The 20,181-nt window shown below is 60.0% G+C and carries 18 protein-coding genes and 1 tRNA gene; 13 read left to right on the top strand and 6 right to left on the bottom strand.

What is annotated here, in order from left to right; genetic code table 11:
- The first annotated feature begins 1 nt into the window (after window position 1).
- Entirely contained in the window at window positions 2–1,498 is a 1,497-nt protein-coding gene (locus ACR0KX_RS01475; RefSeq protein ID WP_170622981.1) for an aldehyde dehydrogenase, read from the top strand.
- Complete coding sequence (locus ACR0KX_RS01470; RefSeq protein ID WP_170622979.1) at window positions 1,495–2,835, top strand: NAD(P)/FAD-dependent oxidoreductase; 1,341 nt, start codon at window positions 1,495–1,497, stop codon at window positions 2,833–2,835. Before ACR0KX_RS01475 ends, ACR0KX_RS01470 begins: the two co-directional genes overlap by 4 nt.
- 11 nt (window positions 2,836–2,846) lie before the next feature.
- Here the strand turns inward: ACR0KX_RS01470 and ACR0KX_RS01465 are convergent, their stop codons facing one another.
- The 5 genes from ACR0KX_RS01465 to ACR0KX_RS01445 all read right to left on the bottom strand — a co-directional run bounded on the left by ACR0KX_RS01465 (window position 2,847) and on the right by ACR0KX_RS01445 (window position 9,016).
- Window positions 2,847–3,581: a 3-oxoacyl-ACP reductase family protein gene (locus ACR0KX_RS01465; protein ID WP_170622977.1), complete on the bottom strand. Its 735-nt coding sequence runs from the start codon at window positions 3,579–3,581 to the stop codon at window positions 2,847–2,849.
- The gene (locus tag ACR0KX_RS01460) at window positions 3,578–4,309 is read right to left on the bottom strand and encodes an SDR family oxidoreductase (protein WP_170622975.1); all 732 of its coding nucleotides are present in this window, start codon (window positions 4,307–4,309) and stop codon (window positions 3,578–3,580) included. Before ACR0KX_RS01460 ends, ACR0KX_RS01465 begins: the two co-directional genes overlap by 4 nt.
- A gap of 13 nt (window positions 4,310–4,322) precedes the next feature.
- A complete protein-coding gene (locus tag ACR0KX_RS01455; protein WP_170622973.1) occupies window positions 4,323–5,426 on the bottom strand; it encodes a mandelate racemase/muconate lactonizing enzyme family protein in 1,104 nt (367 codons plus the stop codon).
- Between the two features lie 69 nt (window positions 5,427–5,495).
- Window positions 5,496–7,043 (bottom strand): trimethylamine methyltransferase family protein, encoded by a 1,548-nt coding sequence (locus ACR0KX_RS01450; RefSeq protein ID WP_480707772.1) that lies wholly within the window; start codon window positions 7,041–7,043, stop codon window positions 5,496–5,498.
- Between the two features lie 146 nt (window positions 7,044–7,189).
- Window positions 7,190–9,016, bottom strand: coding sequence for a BCCT family transporter (locus ACR0KX_RS01445; RefSeq protein WP_170521847.1), 1,827 nt, complete (start codon window positions 9,014–9,016; stop codon window positions 7,190–7,192).
- A 460-nt stretch (window positions 9,017–9,476) separates the two neighbouring features.
- On the opposite strand from ACR0KX_RS01445, the gene ACR0KX_RS01440 reads away from it, so the two are divergent.
- The 6 genes from ACR0KX_RS01440 (at window position 9,477) to ACR0KX_RS01415 (ending at window position 14,630) form a co-directional block, all read left to right on the top strand.
- Window positions 9,477–10,382, top strand: a complete 906-nt coding sequence (locus ACR0KX_RS01440; protein WP_170452460.1) for a LysR substrate-binding domain-containing protein — start codon at window positions 9,477–9,479, stop codon at window positions 10,380–10,382.
- A 99-nt stretch (window positions 10,383–10,481) separates the two neighbouring features.
- The gene (locus ACR0KX_RS01435; RefSeq protein WP_480707771.1) at window positions 10,482–11,636 is read left to right on the top strand and encodes an aromatic ring-hydroxylating oxygenase subunit alpha; all 1,155 of its coding nucleotides are present in this window, start codon (window positions 10,482–10,484) and stop codon (window positions 11,634–11,636) included.
- Between the two features lie 10 nt (window positions 11,637–11,646).
- Complete coding sequence (locus ACR0KX_RS01430; protein ID WP_170632158.1) at window positions 11,647–11,886, top strand: hypothetical protein; 240 nt, start codon at window positions 11,647–11,649, stop codon at window positions 11,884–11,886.
- A 133-nt stretch (window positions 11,887–12,019) separates the two neighbouring features.
- A complete protein-coding gene (locus ACR0KX_RS01425) occupies window positions 12,020–13,489 on the top strand; it encodes a flavin-containing monooxygenase (RefSeq protein WP_170452464.1) in 1,470 nt (489 codons plus the stop codon).
- 4 nt (window positions 13,490–13,493) lie between these two features.
- On the top strand, window positions 13,494–14,480 hold the full coding sequence (locus ACR0KX_RS01420; protein ID WP_170622966.1) for an alpha/beta fold hydrolase: 987 nt from the start codon (window positions 13,494–13,496) through the stop codon (window positions 14,478–14,480).
- 73 nt (window positions 14,481–14,553) lie between these two features.
- A tRNA-Met gene (locus ACR0KX_RS01415) sits at window positions 14,554–14,630 on the top strand.
- A gap of 71 nt (window positions 14,631–14,701) precedes the next feature.
- Here ACR0KX_RS01415 and ACR0KX_RS01410 read toward each other — a convergent pair.
- Window positions 14,702–15,238: a ZrgA family zinc uptake protein gene (locus tag ACR0KX_RS01410; RefSeq protein ID WP_170622964.1), complete on the bottom strand. Its 537-nt coding sequence runs from the start codon at window positions 15,236–15,238 to the stop codon at window positions 14,702–14,704.
- Window positions 15,239–15,508: 270 nt separating this feature from the next.
- Between ACR0KX_RS01410 and ACR0KX_RS01405 the strand changes: the two genes are divergently transcribed.
- The 5 genes from ACR0KX_RS01405 (at window position 15,509) to ACR0KX_RS01385 (ending at window position 20,178) form a co-directional block, all read left to right on the top strand.
- A complete protein-coding gene (locus ACR0KX_RS01405) occupies window positions 15,509–16,780 on the top strand; it encodes an imelysin family protein (RefSeq protein ID WP_170622962.1) in 1,272 nt (423 codons plus the stop codon).
- Between the two features lie 134 nt (window positions 16,781–16,914).
- Entirely contained in the window at window positions 16,915–17,208 is a 294-nt protein-coding gene (locus ACR0KX_RS01400) for a (2Fe-2S)-binding protein (protein WP_170452471.1), read from the top strand.
- On the top strand, window positions 17,156–17,641 hold the full coding sequence (gene bfr / locus ACR0KX_RS01395) for a bacterioferritin (RefSeq protein ID WP_480707770.1): 486 nt from the start codon (window positions 17,156–17,158) through the stop codon (window positions 17,639–17,641). Before ACR0KX_RS01400 ends, bfr begins: the two co-directional genes overlap by 53 nt.
- 16 nt (window positions 17,642–17,657) lie before the next feature.
- Entirely contained in the window at window positions 17,658–19,163 is a 1,506-nt protein-coding gene (locus ACR0KX_RS01390; RefSeq protein ID WP_480707769.1) for a di-heme oxidoreductase family protein, read from the top strand.
- Window position 19,164: 1 nt separating this feature from the next.
- Window positions 19,165–20,178 carry an imelysin family protein gene (locus tag ACR0KX_RS01385; protein ID WP_170622959.1) on the top strand — a complete coding sequence of 338 codons (1,014 nt, stop codon included), beginning with the start codon at window positions 19,165–19,167 and terminating at the stop codon, window positions 20,176–20,178.
- Window positions 20,179–20,181 lie beyond the last annotated feature (3 nt).

The raw sequence follows: 20,181 nt of genomic DNA, 5'->3' as shown, positions 1-20,181 counted from the left end.
CATGGGATTGCTTACTAAGGACGAATACAAATCCATCGCTGCCAATCTGGAACTGCCGACCGGAGCCTTCATTGATGGCGCATTCCGCCCGGCGATCTCGGGTGAGACATTCGGGACGGTGAACCCCGCCACCGGCGAAAAACTGGCCGAAATCGCCGCCTGCGGTGCGGCGGATGTGGATTTTGCTGTCGAAAAGGCGCGTGAGGCATTTGACGATGGCCGCTGGTCGAAACTGCATCCATCCGAGCGCAAGGACGTGCTGATCCGGCTGTGCAAGCTGATGACACGCAACGCGCGCGAACTGGCGGTGATGGAGAGCATCGACAGCGGCAAGACCATCTATGACTGCGAAACCGTGGACGTGCCCGAGACGATTCACTGCCTGAAATGGCACGCCGAGGCGATTGACAAGATTTACGATCAGGTCTCACCCGCCAGCGACGATCACATCGCCATGGTGGTGCGCGAACCCATCGGCGTTGTCGGGCTGGTGCTACCGTGGAACTTCCCGCTGCTGATGCTGGCGTGGAAGATCGGGCCTGCTTTGGCAGCTGGGTGCTCGGTCGTTGTCAAACCAGCAGCGGAAACCACGCTTACCGCTTTGCGCCTGGCCGAACTGGCGATGGAGGCCGGTCTGCCGCGCGGCGTGCTGAACATCGTGCCCGGTGGCGGGGCCGAGGTCGGCGAACCGATTGGGCGGCATCCGGATATCGACATGGTCTCGTTCACCGGATCGACCGTGACCGGCAAGCGTTTCCTGACCTACTCGGCTGAAAGCAACGCCAAAGAGGTGGTGCTTGAGATGGGCGGAAAGAACCCCGCCATCGTGATGGAGGACGCCGAAAACCTCGACCGGGTGGCCGCGCATGTGGTGAACGGCGCGTTCTGGAATATGGGCGAAAACTGCTCGGCCTCGTCCCGCCTGATCGTGCATAAGGACGTGAAAGAGGAACTGCTGGAGCGCATCGCCCATCACGCCAAACAGTGGAATATCGGCGACCCGCTTGACCCGGAAACCCGTGTGGGCGCGCTGGTCAGCGAAGGGCACTACAACAAAGTGTGCGGCTATCTGGATCAGGCCGAAAACGTGGTCATTGGAGGAAAAGCAGAGAAGGGCTTTGTCGAAGCCACCGTGGTCGAAGTGCCCGGTAATGACGCCACTCTGGCGCGTGAGGAAATCTTCGGCCCCGTTCTGTCAGTGATCGAAGTCTCGGGTTTTGACGAGGCTATCAAGATCGCCAATGACACCGACTATGGCCTCTGCGCCTCGATCTTCACCGCCAACGCAAAGCGCGCCATTCGCGGCGCGCGGGCGATCCGGGCGGGCACCGTGACAGTCAACAGTTTTGGTGAGGGCGACATCACCACCCCGTTTGGCGGCTACAAGCAATCGGGTTTTGGTGGTCGCGACAACTCGGTCCATGCCCATGACCAGTACACTCAGCTAAAAACCATCTGGATCGATCTGGCCGATGACGCGGACGAGGCCGTGGATTGACACAGTTCCAGGCCAAAAGACTGCCCCGGCAGACCGGCCCGGCGGGATGGAATGCCATCCTGCCACCCCAGAGACCCCTGCCGGTGCTCGAACAGGACCAAAGCGCCGACATCACCATTGTCGGTGGCGGGTTTGCCGGGCTCAGCACGGCGCGACGGCTGCACCAACTGGATCCGTCCCTGAAAATCGTTCTGCTGGAGGCGGGCCAATTCGCAGACAGCTCGGCAGGGCGGAACTCGGGGTTCATGATCGACCTGCCGCATGATCTAGCCTCGGACAATTACGCGGGCGAAGGGTTAGAGGCGGATTGCGCCGCCATCGCACTGAACCGCAAGGCCATCGGTTTTGCGACCGAAGTAGCCGATGAGTGCGACCTGCCGCAGGAAATGTTCGACCCATGCGGCAAGTACAACGCCGCCGCCACCAAGGCGGGTGACGCGCATAATCACGAATTTGCCGAGCATCTGACCAAACTGGGCGAGCCGCATACGCTTTATGATCAACAGCAGATGCAAGAGATCACAGGCAGCCCTCACTACACCTCGGGTCTTTATGCACCGGGAACGGTGATGATCCAGCCAGCAGCCTATATTCGGGCGCTCTCGGCCCGACTGGCGGAACAGATCAACGTGTTCGAGAACTCTCCGGTCACCGGTTTTGAAAAGCAAGGTGCAGGCTGGGTGGTCAACACCCCCAAGGCCAGGGTCAGCACCGGGCGGATCATTCTGGCCAATAACGGCCATCTTGAAAGCTTTGGGTTCTACCAGCGGCAGTTGATGCATATCTGCCTCTACGCCTCGATCACGGCCCCGCTGACCGAGGCGCAGATCAACACGCTAGGCGGGCAGTCGCGCTGGTCGGCAACGCCGGCCGATCCGATGGGCACCTCGGTCCGGCGTGTGTCGGGCAGCTATGGGGATCGCATCCTGATCCGCACCTGTTCCAGCTTTCACCCGAGCATCGAAACCAGCCCGATGCGGTTGCGCAACGCGGGCTGGGTGCATGACCGGAAGTTCACGGAACGCTTCCCGCATTTGCCTGATGTGAAGATGGAGCATCGCTGGGCCGGAATGCTCTGCCTCAGCCGCAATGGATCAGCCGCCTTTGGACAACTGGAAGACGGCGTCTTTTCTGCGTGCTGCCAGAACGGCCTCGGCATCGCCCGCGGGACATTGCAAGGAATGGGCATTGCCGAGCTTGTGCTGCAAGGCGGCTCAGAAATCGCGGATCACTTTCTGGCGCAGCCGGACCCGCCGCGCCTGCCGCCCGAGCCCTTCGCCTCGCTCGGGGCAAACAGCTATCTGATCTGGAAGGAATGGCGCTCGGGCAAGGAGTAGATCCGAAGGTCTCAGGGCAGGCTGAGCTTTGCCGTTCGCCCACCATCAACGGTGTAGATCTGCCCGGTGATGAATGCCGCATCCTCCGAGGCCAGAAACGCGACAAGCGCCGCAACTTCCTCGGGCCGTCCGGTCCGGGCGACAGGGTGGATATTTGCAATATCTCGGCGAAACGCATCGGGATCGGGCATCGCGTTGACGAAATCCTCGTTCAGGTCGGTGTCGATCCACCCCGGCGCGACCGCGTTGCAGCGGACGCCTTCGGCCCCGTGATCCACAGCAACAGCGCGGGTCAGGCCATGCAAACCGGCCTTGGACGCGCAATAGGCCGCGTGACCGGGATTGCTGCCCAAACCTTCGATCGATCCGGTATTTACGATGCAACCCCGCGTTTTGCGCAGATGCGGCAGCGCGGCTTTTATCATCAGGAAGGGCGCGGTCAGATTGACGGTCAGAGTGCGCTGCCAGTCCTCAAGGCTCATATCCTCGACCGAGGATTCCTGCATCATACCTGCGTTGTTGACCAGAACATCCAGACGCCCGGCCTTGGCGATAACGGCATCCACCACCCGACGGGGACTATCCGGATCGGTAAAGTCCGCGGTGATCCCTTCAAACTCCGGGTCTGCCCCGCGCTGCGCCGTAAACACGCGCGCGCCTTCGTGCCGCAGCCGTTCGGCGATGGCCCGACCAATCCCGCTGCGTCCGCCGGTGACAAGCGCGGTTTTGCCTTCAAATCGCATCATGAGACAGGTTTGCCTCCGTTCACCTCAACCAATGTGCCGCAAACATAACGCGACGCGTCCGAGACAAGGAACATGATAACATCTGCGATATCCTCAGGCTCGGCTATGCGGCCCAGCGGTACGGTCTGGCCCAGTTCGGCCACGGCGGTGTCGGGGTCAAATCCCCGCTTTTCAAAGCCCGAGCGCAACATCGGCGTGTTCACCTCATTCGGGCAAACGGCATTGATGCGGATGCCCTGATGCGCATGATCCATCCCCATGCACTGCGTTAGCGACGCGATGGCCGCCTTGGTCATGCAATAGACCGCGTGGTTCGGCCCCGGACGCAGCCCCCAGCAAGAGGCTGTGTTGACGATCACCCCGCCGCCTCCATCAGCCATGATCGGAATCGCGGCCCGGCAAATGCGAAACGGGGCCTCGACATTCACGCCCATGGACAAGGACCAATCGTCATCCGAGGTCTCGGTGACAGACCCACGCGTAATAACGCCCGCATTGTTGAGAACGATGTCCAGACCACCCAAAGCCGAAGCTGCCGCCTTGGGCAAAGCGTCCGCGTAATCAGGGTTCAGAAGATCACCCGGCAAACGCGCCTCGGCCTCGATCCCGTCCACATTGCGATCTGCCACGGCGACACGCGCACCGGCATCGCGCAAACGCTGCACCAGTGCGGTGCCGATCCCACCTGCCGCGCCTGTCACAAGGGCTGCTTTTCCGTTCAAATCCATTCTCTCACCCCATCTAAAATGACGCGGCAGGCGCGCCGAACAGGCCTTCGTCAGGCATAACACCCAAGCCCGGCCCGGTTGGCAGATCGATATGCCCGCCGTTGATTTGAATGCCATTTTTCGGATCGTAATGCCCATCAATATAAGGTGCTGCGAGCCAGACGCCCTCCAACAAGTCCGGGCGCACAGTCGCGGCGATATGCGTGCAAGCTGCGGCGATGATATCCCCGCCCCAAGCATCATCGCAGGTATGCGGCAGGTTGCGCGCCTCGCAAATGTCACGGAAGGCGCGCATGGGGTGCAAACCGCCGACCCGAGTGAGTTTCATTCCGAATCCGTCCACCAGCCCGGTTCCCGCGGCAGTGATAACGGTGTTCAGGCTGGTGCTGTTTTCATCCATGTAGATCGGATGCTGAATCTGTGGCCGGATTTTCTGCAGATCCTCAATGGTGTTGCAGGGTTGTTCCATGATGAACGGGATCTCGGGGCATTCGCGACTGACACGCAGCGCGTCGCGGGTGGTCCAGCCCCGATTGCCATCGACCGCCAGCCTCATGCCCGAGCCCCGGATCACCTCCCACACTTTGCGGATCGTCTCGATATCCAGCTCGACCGGGCGCCCACCAACCTTGATCTGCAGGCGAGGATAGCCTTCGGCCAGCTTCTCACCCGCCAGCCGCGCGATGTCGTCCGGTGCCCCGACCCCGGTCGCGTAGTAGGAGGGCAATCTGCGGCTCACTGCGCCACCCAACAAATCAGCAACCGAAACGCCCAGCGCTTTGCCCAACAGATCATGCGCCGCAATATCCACCGCCGCCTTGGCGTAGTTATGCCCGTTCAACACCACATCCATCCGGCGATGCAGCGGCACCGGCAGCACCTCGGCCCCGATCATGCCCGTTGCCATTGTGGCCAATGCGGCGCGGGCACCGGCGGCATGGGCTTCGGCATAGGTCGGACCGACCGGGCAGGTTTCCCCCCACCCCACCAGACCATTCTCGGCCACAAGTTTCACAAGGGTCGTGTCCAGCGCCCAAACTTCGGCATTTGCCATCGTGTAGGGGCCGTTTTTGACCGGCAGTTCGTGGCTGTAGATGTGAATTTCGGCGATCTTCATTTTGGCCTTCGGATCATGAACAAAAAAGGGCCCGCCTGTGCAGGGGCGGGCCAGTACGGGGAGTGTTCTTTAGTAGGTCTGGTTCAACTCATCGGCGGCCGGGATCTCTCGTTCCCGGCGGGCGATGTAGTCCAGCAGCTCTTCGTTCTTGGCGATGTCGAGCGTGGGTTCCTGATACTCGGCCAGCAGTTTGCGGGCGTGGGTCAACGCGCGTTCGGTTATTTCGACCTCACCTTCGGCCACCCATTGTTCGATCGAGTTGTTATCGAACATCTCTGGCATGAAGAACGCGGTTTGGAAATTGTCCTGCGTGTGGGGGTGGCCCAGATAATGCCCGCCAGGCCCGACCTCGGGGACGGCAGAGAGTGCTTCGTCGAAATCGCCCCATTTGGGCCCCTCGGCCATGCGGTAGGCCATCGCGCATTGCTCGGCATCGACAATGAACTTGGCAACCGAACAATGCATTCCGGCCTCGTTCCACCCGGCGCTGTGCCAGATGTAGTTCGCCCCAGCATGCATCACCGCACTCAGCGTCGTCGCCGATTCATATCCTGCCTGCGCGTCAAAGGTTTTGGCCCCGCCCAACGTGTTCGAGGTGCGCCAAGGCACATCGTAATACCGCGCCATTTGACCGATCATGAAATTCATCAGGCTGATCTCGGGCGTACCCGCCATCGGTGCGCCAGATTTCATCGATACTGTCGACAGGTAATGACCATAGATCGCCGGAGCCCCTTTGCGGATGACCTGCGTATAGGCCAGCGCGCTCAGCGCCTCGGCGTTTAGCTGTGCGACCGTGGCGGGAACAGAGGCAGGCGTATTGGCCCCGCCCAAAACGAACGGAGAACACAAGACGGGCTGATTGCGGCGGCAAAAGGCCCGCATCGCGCCCAGCATCGTCTCATCCCAGACCAGCGGTGAGTTTCCATTGCAATTGCCGGTGGTAACGGGGTGATCCTCAAGGAAATCCTCGCCAAACAGGATCGCGCACATCTCCATCACGTCTTCGGCGTTCTTGGGCGAGGTGGTCATGCCCATGAACGTCTTGTCCGAGTGTTTCATCGACGAATAGGTTATGCGCAGATGCCGCTGGCTGATCGGATGGTCATACGGTTCCACGATATGATGCGCCGAGGAATGCAGCGCGGGCATCATGTGGCTGAGTTTGTGAAACATCGCCAGATCGTCCAGCGTGGGGTTCCTGCGCACATCGTCCAGATCGCGCAGGAACGGCGCGCCGGTCATCGGCACAAAGATCGAGTGCTTCCCACCCAAACGTACATTCTTGTCAGGATCGCGGGCGTGGTAGGTAAAGTCCGACGGGATCGTCGCGATCAACTCGCGCACAAGGCCCCGATCCAGATAGACCAACTCACCCTCGACCTTGGCCCCTGCCCTCTTCCAGTCCTCCAGTGCAATCGGGTCGCGGAACTGAACGCCGACGTTTTCAAGGATGTCCATCGAGGCGTTGTCGATGCGTTCCACCTGGCCGCCGTCCATGACCTCGCATAGCGGAATGCCCCGGGTCAGACCTGGCAACATGTCAAAGTTCGGTGCGGTGCGCAGCGCGCGGCGGGCCGAGCGCCCACCGGCGCGCGTTGTCGTACGGATGTTCACTTGGCAATCCTCCATCTTGCGTTTCACTTTGGGGGATTCGCCGGGCTGTCACCTCTCTGATTGCGATATGTGCTTGCAGGAAGCGACACGAAAAACGCCGCCCGGATTGGGCGGCGTCCGTTGTTTTCAAGGGATCGCAACAGGCGCTATTCAGCCGCCTGCGTAGACGAGGCCGCGTGTTTGTCGCGCTGCCCGTCGCGGAACAAGGCCTTGCCCAGTGCGATGCACATCAGACCCATGACCATCGTGAACGGCAACGCCCCGATGATCATCGCGTTGCGCAGCGCGTCCATCGGGTTGTTGTCCCCGGCTGCAAGGATCAGCGCACCGATCACAGCGGTCAGGATCACACCCCAGATGATACGGTGCTTGACGCCGGTTTCCTGACTGCCGCCCGACATGATGGTGTTCATCACCAGAATGCCAGAGTCCGCTGAGGTCACGAGGAAGGTCATGATCAGGATCACGCACATGACGTTCAGCATAGACAGCAGCCCGCCATCGATCATGTAAGACAGGGTCACGAACAGTTTGTTGGTGTTCGATGCCCCGATGATCGCACCTTCTGCGGCACCGGCCAGCTCCAGATCAATCGCGGTGCCACCCAGAACCGTCATCCACGCAAAGCAGACCAGTGCAGGTGCAAAGACACAGCCCAGAATGAACTCGCGCACCGAACGGCCCTTGGAGATACGTGCAAGGAACAGGCCCACGAAGGGCGAGAACGCGATCCACCAGGCCCAGTAGAACGTGGTCCAACCGGCTTGCCATCCGAACTGACGGCCCTGCTCACCAGCAGCATATGCTGCGGTCAGAGTGGCCTCGTCCAACTCGGCTGCGGCGCCTTCAAGGCCGCTTTTGAAGCCGTCAAAGCTGCCCCAGGCGTTGGTTGCGCCGCCGAATAGGTCGTTGGCGTGCGCCTGCGCCTCGGCAGGCAAGGCCGCCGCGAAGGATTCCGCAGACAACGGCCCATACGCGCTGAAGCTGAGCGACAGGAAGTTCAGGATGTAATCGACCATCGCCGAACCATAGGTCGTCATGGCAAAGACGAACGATCCGAACACGACGAACGTTCCCAGCAGGATGATCGAAAGCACCAGATTGAGGTTCGACAGGTACTTTACCCCGCGCCCGACACCCGAAACAGCCGAGATGATCGACAGGCACATGATGACCAGCAGACCTGCAATCAGACCCACTTTGCTTGGGGTTGGCACGTCACCACCCAGATCCATGACCCACTGCATGCCAGTGATGGCGTAGACCCCATCGATGAACTGGCTGACACCGTAGCCGATGGTCACCGAGACGCCGAGGATCGTTGCCACAACACCCAGCACGTCAACCACATGACCCAGGAACCCGTTCATCAGCCGACCGAACAAAGGCGTCAGCGCCGAGCGAATGGTAAGGGGCATGTTGCGCGTATATGCGTAATAGGCCAGCGACAGGCCGGTCACCACGTAGATCGCCCAAGCGTGGAAGCCGTAGTGCAGATAGGTGAACCGGTAGGCCGATTGCAGCGCCTCGGGGCTGTTGCCTTCGACCGAGCCGGACACGACAACAGGGTTCGACCCCCACAGGCCCAGCGGTTCGGCGGTGGCAAACACCATCAGGCCAACGCCCAGACCAGCGCCAAACATCATCGAAAACCACGAGAAATTCGAGAATTCGGGCTTTTCGCCAGGCGTGCCCATGATCCGCTTTCCGGTCGAGGGGATGATCGCGACAATCGCCAGAAAGAAAAAGAACAGGCCAACAATAATCACGTAAAAGCCGTTGAAGCTTTCGAGCAGCCGACCGTTCCAGCTGCCCAATGTGCTGTTTGCGTTTGCCGGAAACACCAGCGCCCACAGCACCAAGGCCACCATGATGCCCTTGCTGATCAGCGCAATCGGCACACTATAATTCTCATAGAAACCGGCGTCGGCCGTTTCTATCTCAAGATCCGTGAATGGTTCAGGTACCGACATATTTCTCCTCCGTGTTGTCGATCCGTGGTTTTCGGGGGTCGCTGCAAAGGCGAAGCCCTCTCAGTTTCTTTTCGAATGGGTGACTTTCCATGCCACATGCGAAGTTAGAACAAGGTCCCTAGAGTGTTTGCCTTTTGAATTTGCATCGCACATTTCCATCCTTGGTCCTTTGCAGGTTTAAACCAGCACGCTTGAACGGCATCTCCGGGAAGGCGGCCCGAATGCGACCCTGAACACTTATGCCCGACTGTGTATCGGAATTGACTATGCTTGGTATGCCTGCGTAACGGGGCATCCGCCGAACCGGCGCGCAAGAACCGACCTGTTTGATGTTTTTCGCGACTCCAAAATCGCAAACGTTGAAATTTGACGCATTCTCAATGCATCAAATGCTAGCGTTCAACGATAAAAATTTTCATAGTCGCACGAGCAAAACTAACCCGAAGCCAGCCAGGTCCCTATGTCCCGTCGCCACTACAAACTGCCGCCCCTGACAACCCTGTCGGCTTTTGAGGCGGCCGCCCGCCATCTCAGCTTCAAAAACGCCGCCGAAGAGCTTTCGGTGACACCCGGCGCGGTCAGCCATCAGATCAAGGCGTTGGAGGCCTATCTGGAGGCACCGCTGTTTCAGCGCAAACACCGCAGCGTCGCCCTGACGGATGACGGCAAGGCGCTGCACGAGGCGCTGTCATCATCCTTCGGGCGCATCTCGAAATCGCTTTCGACCATCCGGGATCGGTCATATGGCGGTAAGGTCACGGTCGGATCGACCACCTCAGTCGCGGCCTTGTGGCTGTCGCCATCTGTGATCCGGTTCTGGCGTGACATGCCCGAAGTAAGCATCGACCAGATCTCGCAGGATCGCCCGTTCAAGGATCGATCCGATCTGGACTTTTTTATCCGCTACGGGCGCGATGGTGATCCCAACTTGGATCACACGCCGCTGTTTCGGGATCACCTGATGCCGGTCGGCAGCCCCGAACTTGCCGAACAGTTGGCGGGCACCGGGCTAAGAACCCTTGCGCAACAGCGGCTGATACATCTTGATTCCGAAGACAACACTTGGACAACCTGGCCCGACTGGTTTCGTCAACTCGGCCATACAGACCGGATCACAATGGAAACGCGGGTCAACAGCTATTCGGTCGCATTGCAGATGGCCCGCAAGGGGGCGGGTCTGGCCCTGGGGTGGAAACGCTTGATTCAGCCAATGCTGCAATCCGGTAAACTGGTGCCGATCGGATCACATTTTCTGGAAGCGCCGAACCAGTTTTACCTTGTCGGACGCCCGGACGAGGAGTTGTCCGACAACGCCCGAGCCCTGAAAAATTGGATCATCGACGAGGTGCGCGATGGTTCGGTTTAGTCCAACTCATCCATTGATGAGCTTTTCTGATATTGATGTCCCCCCAACCTGTCCGCCAATAGGAAACTGAAAGGCAATTCCCAACCGCAGGAGAGTTCGATGAACAAGCACAGCCCGCTCTCGTCGGTTCTGACCGATGTGAACACAGCCAATGGTCTGCCGAATGAACATTACGTCGATCCGGCCATGTTCGCGGAAGAACGGAAATCTGTCCTGTACGCGAATTGGTCAGGCATCGGGTTCGGCAAGGACGTGCCTGAAATCGGTGATGCCAAGCCGGTCGATTTTCTGGGAATGCCGCTGCTGATCGTCCGGGATCGCGATGGGCAGATCGGCGTGTTTCAAAACACCTGCCGCCACCGGGGCATGATCCTTGTGGACGCGCCAAAGAAGATCGGCGGGGCCATCCGCTGCCCCTATCACAGCTGGTGCTACAGCCTGAAGGGTGAGCTGCGTGCGACCCCTCATGTCGGCGGCCCCGGCCAGAACAAGCACGAAGACATCAAGAACGAAGACCTCGGGCTGGTCCGTATCCGCTCGCATGTCTGGCGCGATGTGATCTTTGTGAATGTCGACGGCAATGCGCCCTCTTTCGAAGACGCCCACGGCGAGCTGCTGGAACGTTGGAAAGAGTTCGAAACCCCGCTGTTTCACGGCGGCGACGAATCCTCCTTCAAGCTGGAGGTGAAAACCAACTGGAAGCTGGCGGTCGAGAATTACTGCGAAAGCTATCACCTGCCCTGGGTGCATCCCGGCCTGAACAGCTATTCCCGGCTGGAGGACCACTACAATATCGAAAAGCGCGGGCATTACTCGGGTCAGGGCACGCTGGTCTACCGGCAACTGACAGATCAAGACGGTGCGACCCTGCCGGATTTCGAAGGCCTTAGCGACAAATGGGATGAGGGCGCGGAATATGTGGCGCTGTATCCCAACGTGCTGTTGGGCGTTCAGCGCGATCACAGCTTTGCCATCGTGCTGGAACCGGTGGATCAGGAAAACACCGTCGAGCATATCGAGCTCTACTATGCCAAAAGCGAGGCTGAGACACCCCAGCATGACGGTCTGCGGGCATCAAACGCGCAGCTTTGGAAAACCGTGTTCGAAGAGGATGTCTTTGTCGTCGAAGGGATGCAAAAGGGGCGTCACGGTATGCTGTTCGACGGTGGCCGCTTTTCACCCGCGATGGACGGCCCCACGCATAATTTCCACCATTGGGTCGCGACACAGATTGAAAATGGACGGTCAGAATAGGCCGTTGGGCATGGACAGGGCCGCGCTTGACGATTTGCTTCTTGCCGCGCACGCCGGCAACGATCACGCGGGCCTTGTCCGATACTACACCATGGCCGCAGATGAACGCGAGGAGGCAGGCGACATTGACGCCGCCTGTTTCTACTTGACCCACGCCTTTGTCTTTGCGCTGGAACACGGCGCACCCGAGGCGGATGAGCTGAACCTGCGACTGGTGCAACACGGGCGGGCCGATCGGCTGAACCTGTGACACGCACACGTGCCAATTGTTCACAGCGCAAGCACCCACTGATTTACTTTTATTCCCGATAACTTGCTTCTCAAAACCACACCCCTTCCTATCTTTGGGTTATCTCCATATGGTTGTGCCGGGAGGCAAGGTTTTGACGCAAAAGACACAGATGCTGATCGTCGGCGCGGGGTTCGCCGGGTTGACCATGGCGCTGGAGGCCCGAAAACGCGGCATTCGCGACATCATCATTCTTGAAAAGGCCGATGACATCGGCGGCACCTGGCGCGAGAACACCTATCCCGGTGTTGCCTGCGATGTGCCCTCGCACCTGTATTCCATGGCAACGCATCCGAATCCGGACTGGAGCCAGTCTTATGCGGGCGGTGCGGAAATACAGGCTTACCTGCAGAACGTCGCGCGGGATGAAGGACTGTACGATCTGTGCCAGTTCAACCAACGCCTGAAATTCGCCAGATGGGACGGGGATCACTGGCATGTCGAAAGCGAAAGCGGCCAGACCTGGACGGCACGGTTTCTGGTGTCCGCAATCGGCGCGCTGCATATTCCAAGCATTCCGGCCATTCCCGGCGCCGACAGCTTCCCCGGTCCCAGCTTCCATTCGGCGGAATGGGACCACGACATTGACATGACCGGCGCGAGCGTAGCTGTTGTCGGAACCGGGGCATCGGCCATTCAGTTTGTGCCCGAAATCGCAAAGACCGCGAAACAGGTGACGGTCTTCCAACGCAGCGCGCCTTATGTCCTGCCGCGCCCGGACGGTCCAATTGCGCCCTGGGTCCGGCGGCTGTACCGGCGCGTCCCCTTGCTGGCCCGGATCAGACGCGGGTTGATTTTCGCCTTTTTCGAGTTTCGCCACCGCGTGTTCCGGGGCGAAAAGCTCATGGTGGCGTATGCGATGAACATGTGGCGCAAATCGCTGCACGGTGCCATATCCGATCCGGCCGAGCGCGAGAAACTGACCCCGGACTATCAGATCGGTTGCAAGCGCATCCTCAGTTCCAACGACTGGTACCCCACCCTGACACGTGACAATGTTCACGTTATCCCGTCGGGCGTGGCATCCATCGACGGCGACAAGATACTTGCGACCGATGGGTCCGAGACGCAGGCCGACATTCTGGTCTGGGGCACCGGCTTTCACGTCACCGACATTGCCGAACGTCTGGACATTACCGGCCTGGACGGGTTGACGCTGAGGCAGGCGTGGTCGGACGGGATGCAGGCCAATCTGGGCACCGCCGTCGCGGGTTTCCCGAATTTCTTCATTCTGCTCGGGCCACATACCGGGCTTGGCCACAACTCGGTCGTGCTGATGATCGAAGCGCAGGTCAGCCATATTGGCGAAGTGCTGAGCGCGATGGCGGATCAAGGGCTGGACGCCATCACGCCGCATGCCGAGAAACAAGAGGCGTTCACCAAAGAAATGCAGGACCGCCACGCAGACGGTGTCTGGAAATCCGGCGGTTGCACGTCCTGGTATCTGGATGCCAAGGGGCGCAACACGACGCTGTGGCCCGGAACCGTCGCAGAATTCCAAAAGCGTATGGCCCGGTCAGGAATGGAACACTACGGGCCCGCGCCTGACGCGGCAGGAGATTGATGAGATGACAATTGTGCTGATCCTAATCGCCCTTTTAGCGGCCGTCCTGTTGGTCATGCACCTCTGGACCCGGCATCTGACCAACGAGGGGTTCAAAACTGTTCCGCAGTTGGGGCAGATCGTTCCTGTCACCGGGGGCAGCATTCACTATGTTGAAAAAGGCAACCCCGAGGCGCAGACCATTGTCATGATCCATGGACTGGCGGGGCAGTTGCAGCATTTCACCTATGCTTTGGTCGACGCGCTGGCCGATGAATATCACGTCATCGCCCTGGATCGCCCCGGATGTGGCTACTCGACCCGCGAAGCGCCCGAGGTCGGGCGGCTGCCGGAACAGGCCCGGATGATCAACGAATTTCTTGAAGTCAAAGGCATATCCGACGCGGTGCTGGTGGGGCATTCCCTGGGCGGCGCGCTGTCACTGGCCATCGCGCTGGATTACCCGAACCGGGTGGCAGCCCTTGCCCTGCTGGCACCGCTGACCCACAAGATGCCCGCCCCGCCAGTGATCTTCAAATCGCTGGAAATCCGTTCGGAATGGATACGCAATCTGGTGGGCAACACGCTGGCGGTTCCGATTGCCGCCAAAACGGCCCCCCATTCCCTGCATTTCGCCTTTGACCCGGAACCGGTGCCGGACGATTTTCTAAGCCGCGCGGGCGGGGCATTGGGGTTAAGACCGTCAGCCTTCGTCACCGCCTCGCAGGATCTTGTCGGCGTGGATGACAGCATCGCAGCCCAAAGCGCCCGCTACCCCGAACTGCGAACCCCGGGCGGCGTATTCTACGGCGCGCAGGACACGATCCTGTCTCCGGCGCTGCACGGACCTCCGATGACGGAGTTTGGGTTGTTCTACGAAGAGGTTGACGGTTTGGGCCACATGACGCCAATCACGGTTCCGGACCAGTGCGCAGATTTCATCCGCAGGGTCATTCAATCCGCTGCGGACACATCGAATTCCGGCGAGGACGAAAACACGCAAACGATCTGAAAGAATCCGCTGTGATCCGGTCTTTTCCCCCTTGACCCTCCCCAGCGGCTCCCTTAAATCGCCTCTCACTCATGGCGGAGTAGCTCAGTTGGTTAGAGCAGCGGAATCATAATCCGCGTGTCGGGGGTTCAAGTCCCTCCTCCGCTACCAAAATTCCCGACAACAGATGGTTTGAATGTCCCCTTGGCGGGCTCATTGGGCGTTGAGCGCTGGGATTGTTGCTAAAGCCCCGACAGATCCACCAGTGGCGTGGCGCGGGTGACGTCGAATGTGTGCAGCCCATCAGACCGCTCGACACTGACCTGAAACTTCTGAGTTGCTTCGAACCGATCAAAATAGGCGAATTCGATTGTGTTCAGCGCCTCGATGCTCTGACATTGGATCACGTAATCGGCCTGAAACTCGGACAGTTCGGGGGTCTCGGATGGGCTTGTTTCGGCTCCGATCGCCTGGGTTGGCGCACCCTGCGCATCAGATGTCAGGGCCACATTCGCCGAGGCAGTAAAGCATCCGGCTTCTTCCGGAAGTACGAACAACTCCAATGGCTTAGACAGGTCCGAAATTGCCACCGCAACCATGGCGCGGTCCTCATCCGAGGCGGCAGGCCGCTCGAACCCGACAATATCCGCGCTGGGAACTGCCAGAGACAGTGCAAACTCGGCACCCGAAAATTGAATGGCTAACCGTCCGGTCCCACGTTCAGGCTGGCTTTCCAGCTGCGTTGCCTGGGCCGTGACAGCCGCCGGCAAAAGGGACAATGCCAAAACCGCGCATTTCATTAACCAAGTACCACCAAAATAGAATCACACCGATCAGTTTAGCCCGAATCCCCTGTTGCGCAACGCAAGCCCCGCGTTCAGGCCTCGCCAGATATGGGGAATAAGCGGGTGATTGCTACCTTGCCCGGCTTAATTTCCGACAATAAAACTCAGGTTGACAAATCTGACTTAATCACTCAGTTATTGATACATAACTCTATGTGGCCACTCGCCCACTTAGCCGTTTCTGACAGGAAAGACTGAACCCTCATGACCAGATTATTGACCGCTGCCAGCGCTTTAACACTTTGTGCCGCAACCAGCGCCTTGGCCGGTGATGCACCCGCAAAAGCCGATGTTCTGAACACCTATGCCGACATCGCCGAAGCCAAATATGACGACAGCCTGATCGCGGCAAAATCGCTGCAAGCGGCCGTTAACGCCCTGATCGCCGATCCGTCGGATGCCACGCTGAACGCCGCCCGCGCGGCCTGGCTGGCGGCGCGTGTTCCCTACCAGCAGACCGAGGTCTATCGCTTTGGCAATGCCATCGTTGATGACTGGGAAGGCAAGGTGAACGCATGGCCGCTGGACGAAGGGATGATCGACTATGTTGACGCCTCTTACGGTGGGCCCAGCGACGAAAACGAGTTCGCCGTTCTGAACGTCATTGCCAACCCAAGCTTTGATCTGTCGGGCAACACGGTTGACGCGTCCCAGATCACGCCGGAGCTGCTGGCCGACACGCTGCACGAGGCAGATGGGGTCGAGGCAAACGTCGCCACCGGCTACCACGCGATCGAGTTCCTTTTGTGGGGTCAGGATCTGAACGGCCACGGTGCTGGCGCGGGCAACCGTCCGGCCACCGACTATGCGCAGGGCGATGACTGCACCAACGGCAATTGCGACCGCCGCGCGCAATATCTGAGCGCTGCCACCGATCTGCTGGTCAGCGATCTGGAATGGATGGCGGCACAGTGGGCCGAAGGTGGAGAAGCCCGCGCCGCTCTGACCCAAAACGAAGACGCTGGCATCAGTGCAATCCTGACCGGCATGGGTTCGCTGTCATATGGGGAAACCGCAGGTGAACGCATGCGGTTGGGCGTGATGCTGAACGATCCAGAAGAAGAGCATTCGTGCTTTGCCGACAACACCCATAACGACCACTACTATAACGGGGTTGGCATCCAGAACGTCTATCTGGGCAGCTATACCCGTATCGACGGTACGCCGGTCAGCGGCGCATCGCTGTCGGAGCTGGTGATCGCAAGCGATCCTGCGCTGGACGCGGAAATGAAGACCAAGCTGGCAAACACGATGCTGGCGCTTGGCGTGATGAAATCGACCGCCGAAGCCGGATTTGCCTATGACCAGATGCTGGAACGCGGCAATGCCGGTGGCGAGGCGCTGATCATGGGCGGCGTCAACGGCCTGATCGACCAGACCAAGACCATCGAACGCATCGTCACAGCACTTGAGCTTGACAACATCGAGTTCGAAGGCTCGGACAGCCTGGACAACCCCGACGCGGTTTTCCACTAAACGGCCCCGTCGGTCGGAAACGGGGCGACACCTCGGTTCCGACCGGTCTGGTCACGAAGACGTATGAAAGCGCGCTGGACCTGAAACAAATAACCTACTATTTAAGTAAGAAATCTAACGAGCCTCGATTCGCCATGATCGTATGCCACTGCACCAACATCTCTGACCACGACATCCGCGCCGCGATTGACTGGATGCGCGCGGCGGATTCGCAGGCCATCATCACGCCGGGCAAAATCTACCACGCCCTCGGAAAGTCGGCGGATTGCGGCGGGTGCATGCCGCTTTTCCTAGACACGATGCGTTCAAGCGATAATCTGGAAGTCCCCATGCAACTCCGCGCGTTGCGCAGCGGAGTATCACAGGAGAAAGCTGATGAAGGGCGATCCCAAGGTCATAGAATATCTCAACAAATCCCTGCGGCATGAACTGACCGCGGTCAGCCAGTATTGGCTACACTACAGGCTTCAGGAAGATTGGGGCCTTGGCCATATGGCCAAGAAAAGCCGCGAAGAAAGCATCGAGGAGATGGGGCACGCGGACAAGCTGATTGAGCGCATCATCTTTCTGGAAGGTCACCCGAACCTGCAAAAGCTGGACCCGCTGCGTATCGGTCAGACCCCAAAGGAAACGTTGGAGTGTGATCTGGCCGCCGAACTGGACGCTCGTGCCCTTTATGCCGAAGCGCGCGACTATTGTAGGGAAGCCGGGGACTACGTCTCTATGACGCTGTTCGAAGGATTGATCGCAGATGAGGAAGGCCATATCGACTTCCTGGAAACGCAGCTCGACCTGTACGAAAGGATCGGCGAAGCCAATTATGCGCAACTCAACGCATCGAAAATGGACGAAGGCGAATAGTCTTTTTGCCCTGTCAGTGGCCGCCCTGGCGGCCACCCCGGCCCTGCCTGCTGAAACCCAAAACCTTCCCCTGCAGGACCTTCACCTGAACATCACCCCCCGCACCGATGACGAACGCGCCCGCGTTGAGGCGGTCACTGCACCGCCGCAGGACTTCAGCGTGCCGCAGCGGTTCGAAGACCTGCCCGCCGGGGCCGCAACGGTTCGCGTGCGCAACGATGCGGATGCGTTTTCCCAACCCTCGGGCAACCTAAGCTTTGAGCAAGAGCTTGATTTCAAGGTCGGCAACGGGCTGTTCAAGAAAATCTGGGTGTCGTCGCCGTCATCGACGCTGGCATCTGACGGGTTGGGTCCGCTTTACAACGCGCGGTCCTGCCAGCGGTGTCACATCAAGGACGGGCGCGGGCACACGCCGAACGGGCCGGATGACAATGCGGTGTCTATGTTCCTGCGAGTCTCCATACCGGGCGGCCCAAACGACGGCTTTCCCGAGATCGAGGATTATATCGCGACCCTGCCAGAGCCGACATATGGTGGCCAGATGCAAGACTTCGCGCTGGCCGGACACCCGGCGGAATACCAGTTGGACATCACTTACGAAGAGGTCCCGGTCGCGCTGTCGGACGGCGAAATCGTGTCGTTGCGCCGCCCGACCTATCGGGCCGCCGATCTGGGCTATGGTCCGTTGCACCCGGATGCGATGCTCAGCCCCCGCGTCGCGCCGCAGATGATCGGCCTTGGTTTGCTGGAGGCGATCCCGGTCGCTGATCTTCTGGCCAAAGCCGACCCCGAAGATTCGGATGGCGATGGGATCTCGGGCCGGGCGAACATCGTCTGGTCGGCAGAATACGATGTCCCCATGATGGGCCGGTTTGGGCACAAGGCGGGCATGCCAACGATCATGGAGCAGTCAGCGGCGGCCTTTGCCGGGGATATCGGCATCTCAAGCCCACTGTTCCCGGCCCCGCACGGGGATTGTACCGACGCGCAGATCACCTGCACGGACGCGCCGCATGGCGATGATGACACGCGCGGGTTTGAGATCGATCAGATCGGCATGGATCTTGTGGCCTTCTACAGCCGCAATCTGGGCGTGCCCGGCCGCCGCGACGTAGATAACCCTGAGGTTCTGCGCGGCAAAGAGGTGTTCTACACCACGGGCTGCACGGCATGCCACACGCCGTCCCATGTGACACACCGCATGGACGACCGGCCCGAACAGAGTTTTCAGTTGATCTGGCCCTATACCGACCTGCTGCTGCACGACATGGGCGAAGGTCTGGCCGACAACCGCCCCGAAGCCCGCGCAACCGGTCGCGAATGGCGCACGCCTCCGCTGTGGGGCGTTGGCCTGACCGAACGAGTCTCGGGCCACACGCAATTCCTGCATGACGGGCGCGCCCGCAATCTGCTGGAGGCGATCCTGTGGCACGGGGGCGAGGCGCAGGCGGCGCGCCATGCCGTCGTCTCAATGCCCAAGGCCGACCGGGACGCCCTGATCCGTTTCCTTGAGAGCCTTTGACATGCGCATACTGCCCCTCATCGCCGCATCACTGATGCTACCGGTTAGCGCTTTGGCACAGGATCGTTCCGCAATCCTGCTGGATGCGACCCAGTCGCATATCCTGCCCCGGTTCGCCGAACTGGCGGATACCGCCGACGCGCTGGCCGAGACTGCACAGCAGGACTGCGAACCAACCTCACCCGCCCTGCGCGCGGCCTATGGCGCGTCTTTCGACAGCTGGATTTCCCTCAGCCATTTACGCTTTGGACCGACCGAGGTGGATGACCGTGCTTTTGCCATGGCCTTCTGGCCCGACACCAAAGGGTTTACCTCCAAGGCCCTGTCGCAGCATATCACCGCCGAAGACGCGGCCGTTGAAAGCGTTGAGGTCTACGCCGAAACCTCGGTGGCTGGGCGTGGGTTCTTTGCTTTGGAGCGGATGCTGTTTGACCCTGCGTTTGCCGATCAGGGCAGTGCTGCTTACCGCTGCGCCCTGATTCAGGTGATCACAGCGGATATTGACGCCAATGCCCGCGCGATGGCCGATGACTGGCAGACCTACGCCCCCAGCCTGACCCAACCCGGCGTCAACAGTCGCTATAGGACGCAGGATGAGGCACTGCAGGAGTTGTTCAAGGCGCTCTCGACCGGTCTTGAGTTCACCGCATCAACAAGGCTGGGGCGACCGCTCGGAACATTCGACCGCCCGCGCCCCAAGCGGGCCGAGGCGCGACGCTCTGGACGATCCTTGCGGCATGTGGAACTGTCGCTGATCGCGCTGCGCGATCTGGCGGCGCGGTTATCCTCTGATCACCCCGAGGTCGCCTCCGATCTGGACGCCGCCTTCGCTCGCGCGATAGGCACTGCACGGTCGATTGATGATCCGGCATTGGCCGGCGTGGCGGACCCTGCGGCGCGGTTTCGGATCGAAGCCCTGCAACAATCCATCACCGACATCCGCACCATCGCCTCAACCGAACTTGGCCCGACCCTTGGGATCAGCGCAGGCTTCAACTCATTGGACGGGGACTGAGCC

The sequence above is a fragment of the Ruegeria sp. BG5 genome, from assembly GCF_056538425.1.
Note: the sequence above shows the minus strand (reverse complement) of the source record. Positions and strands in the feature narration are given on the sequence as shown.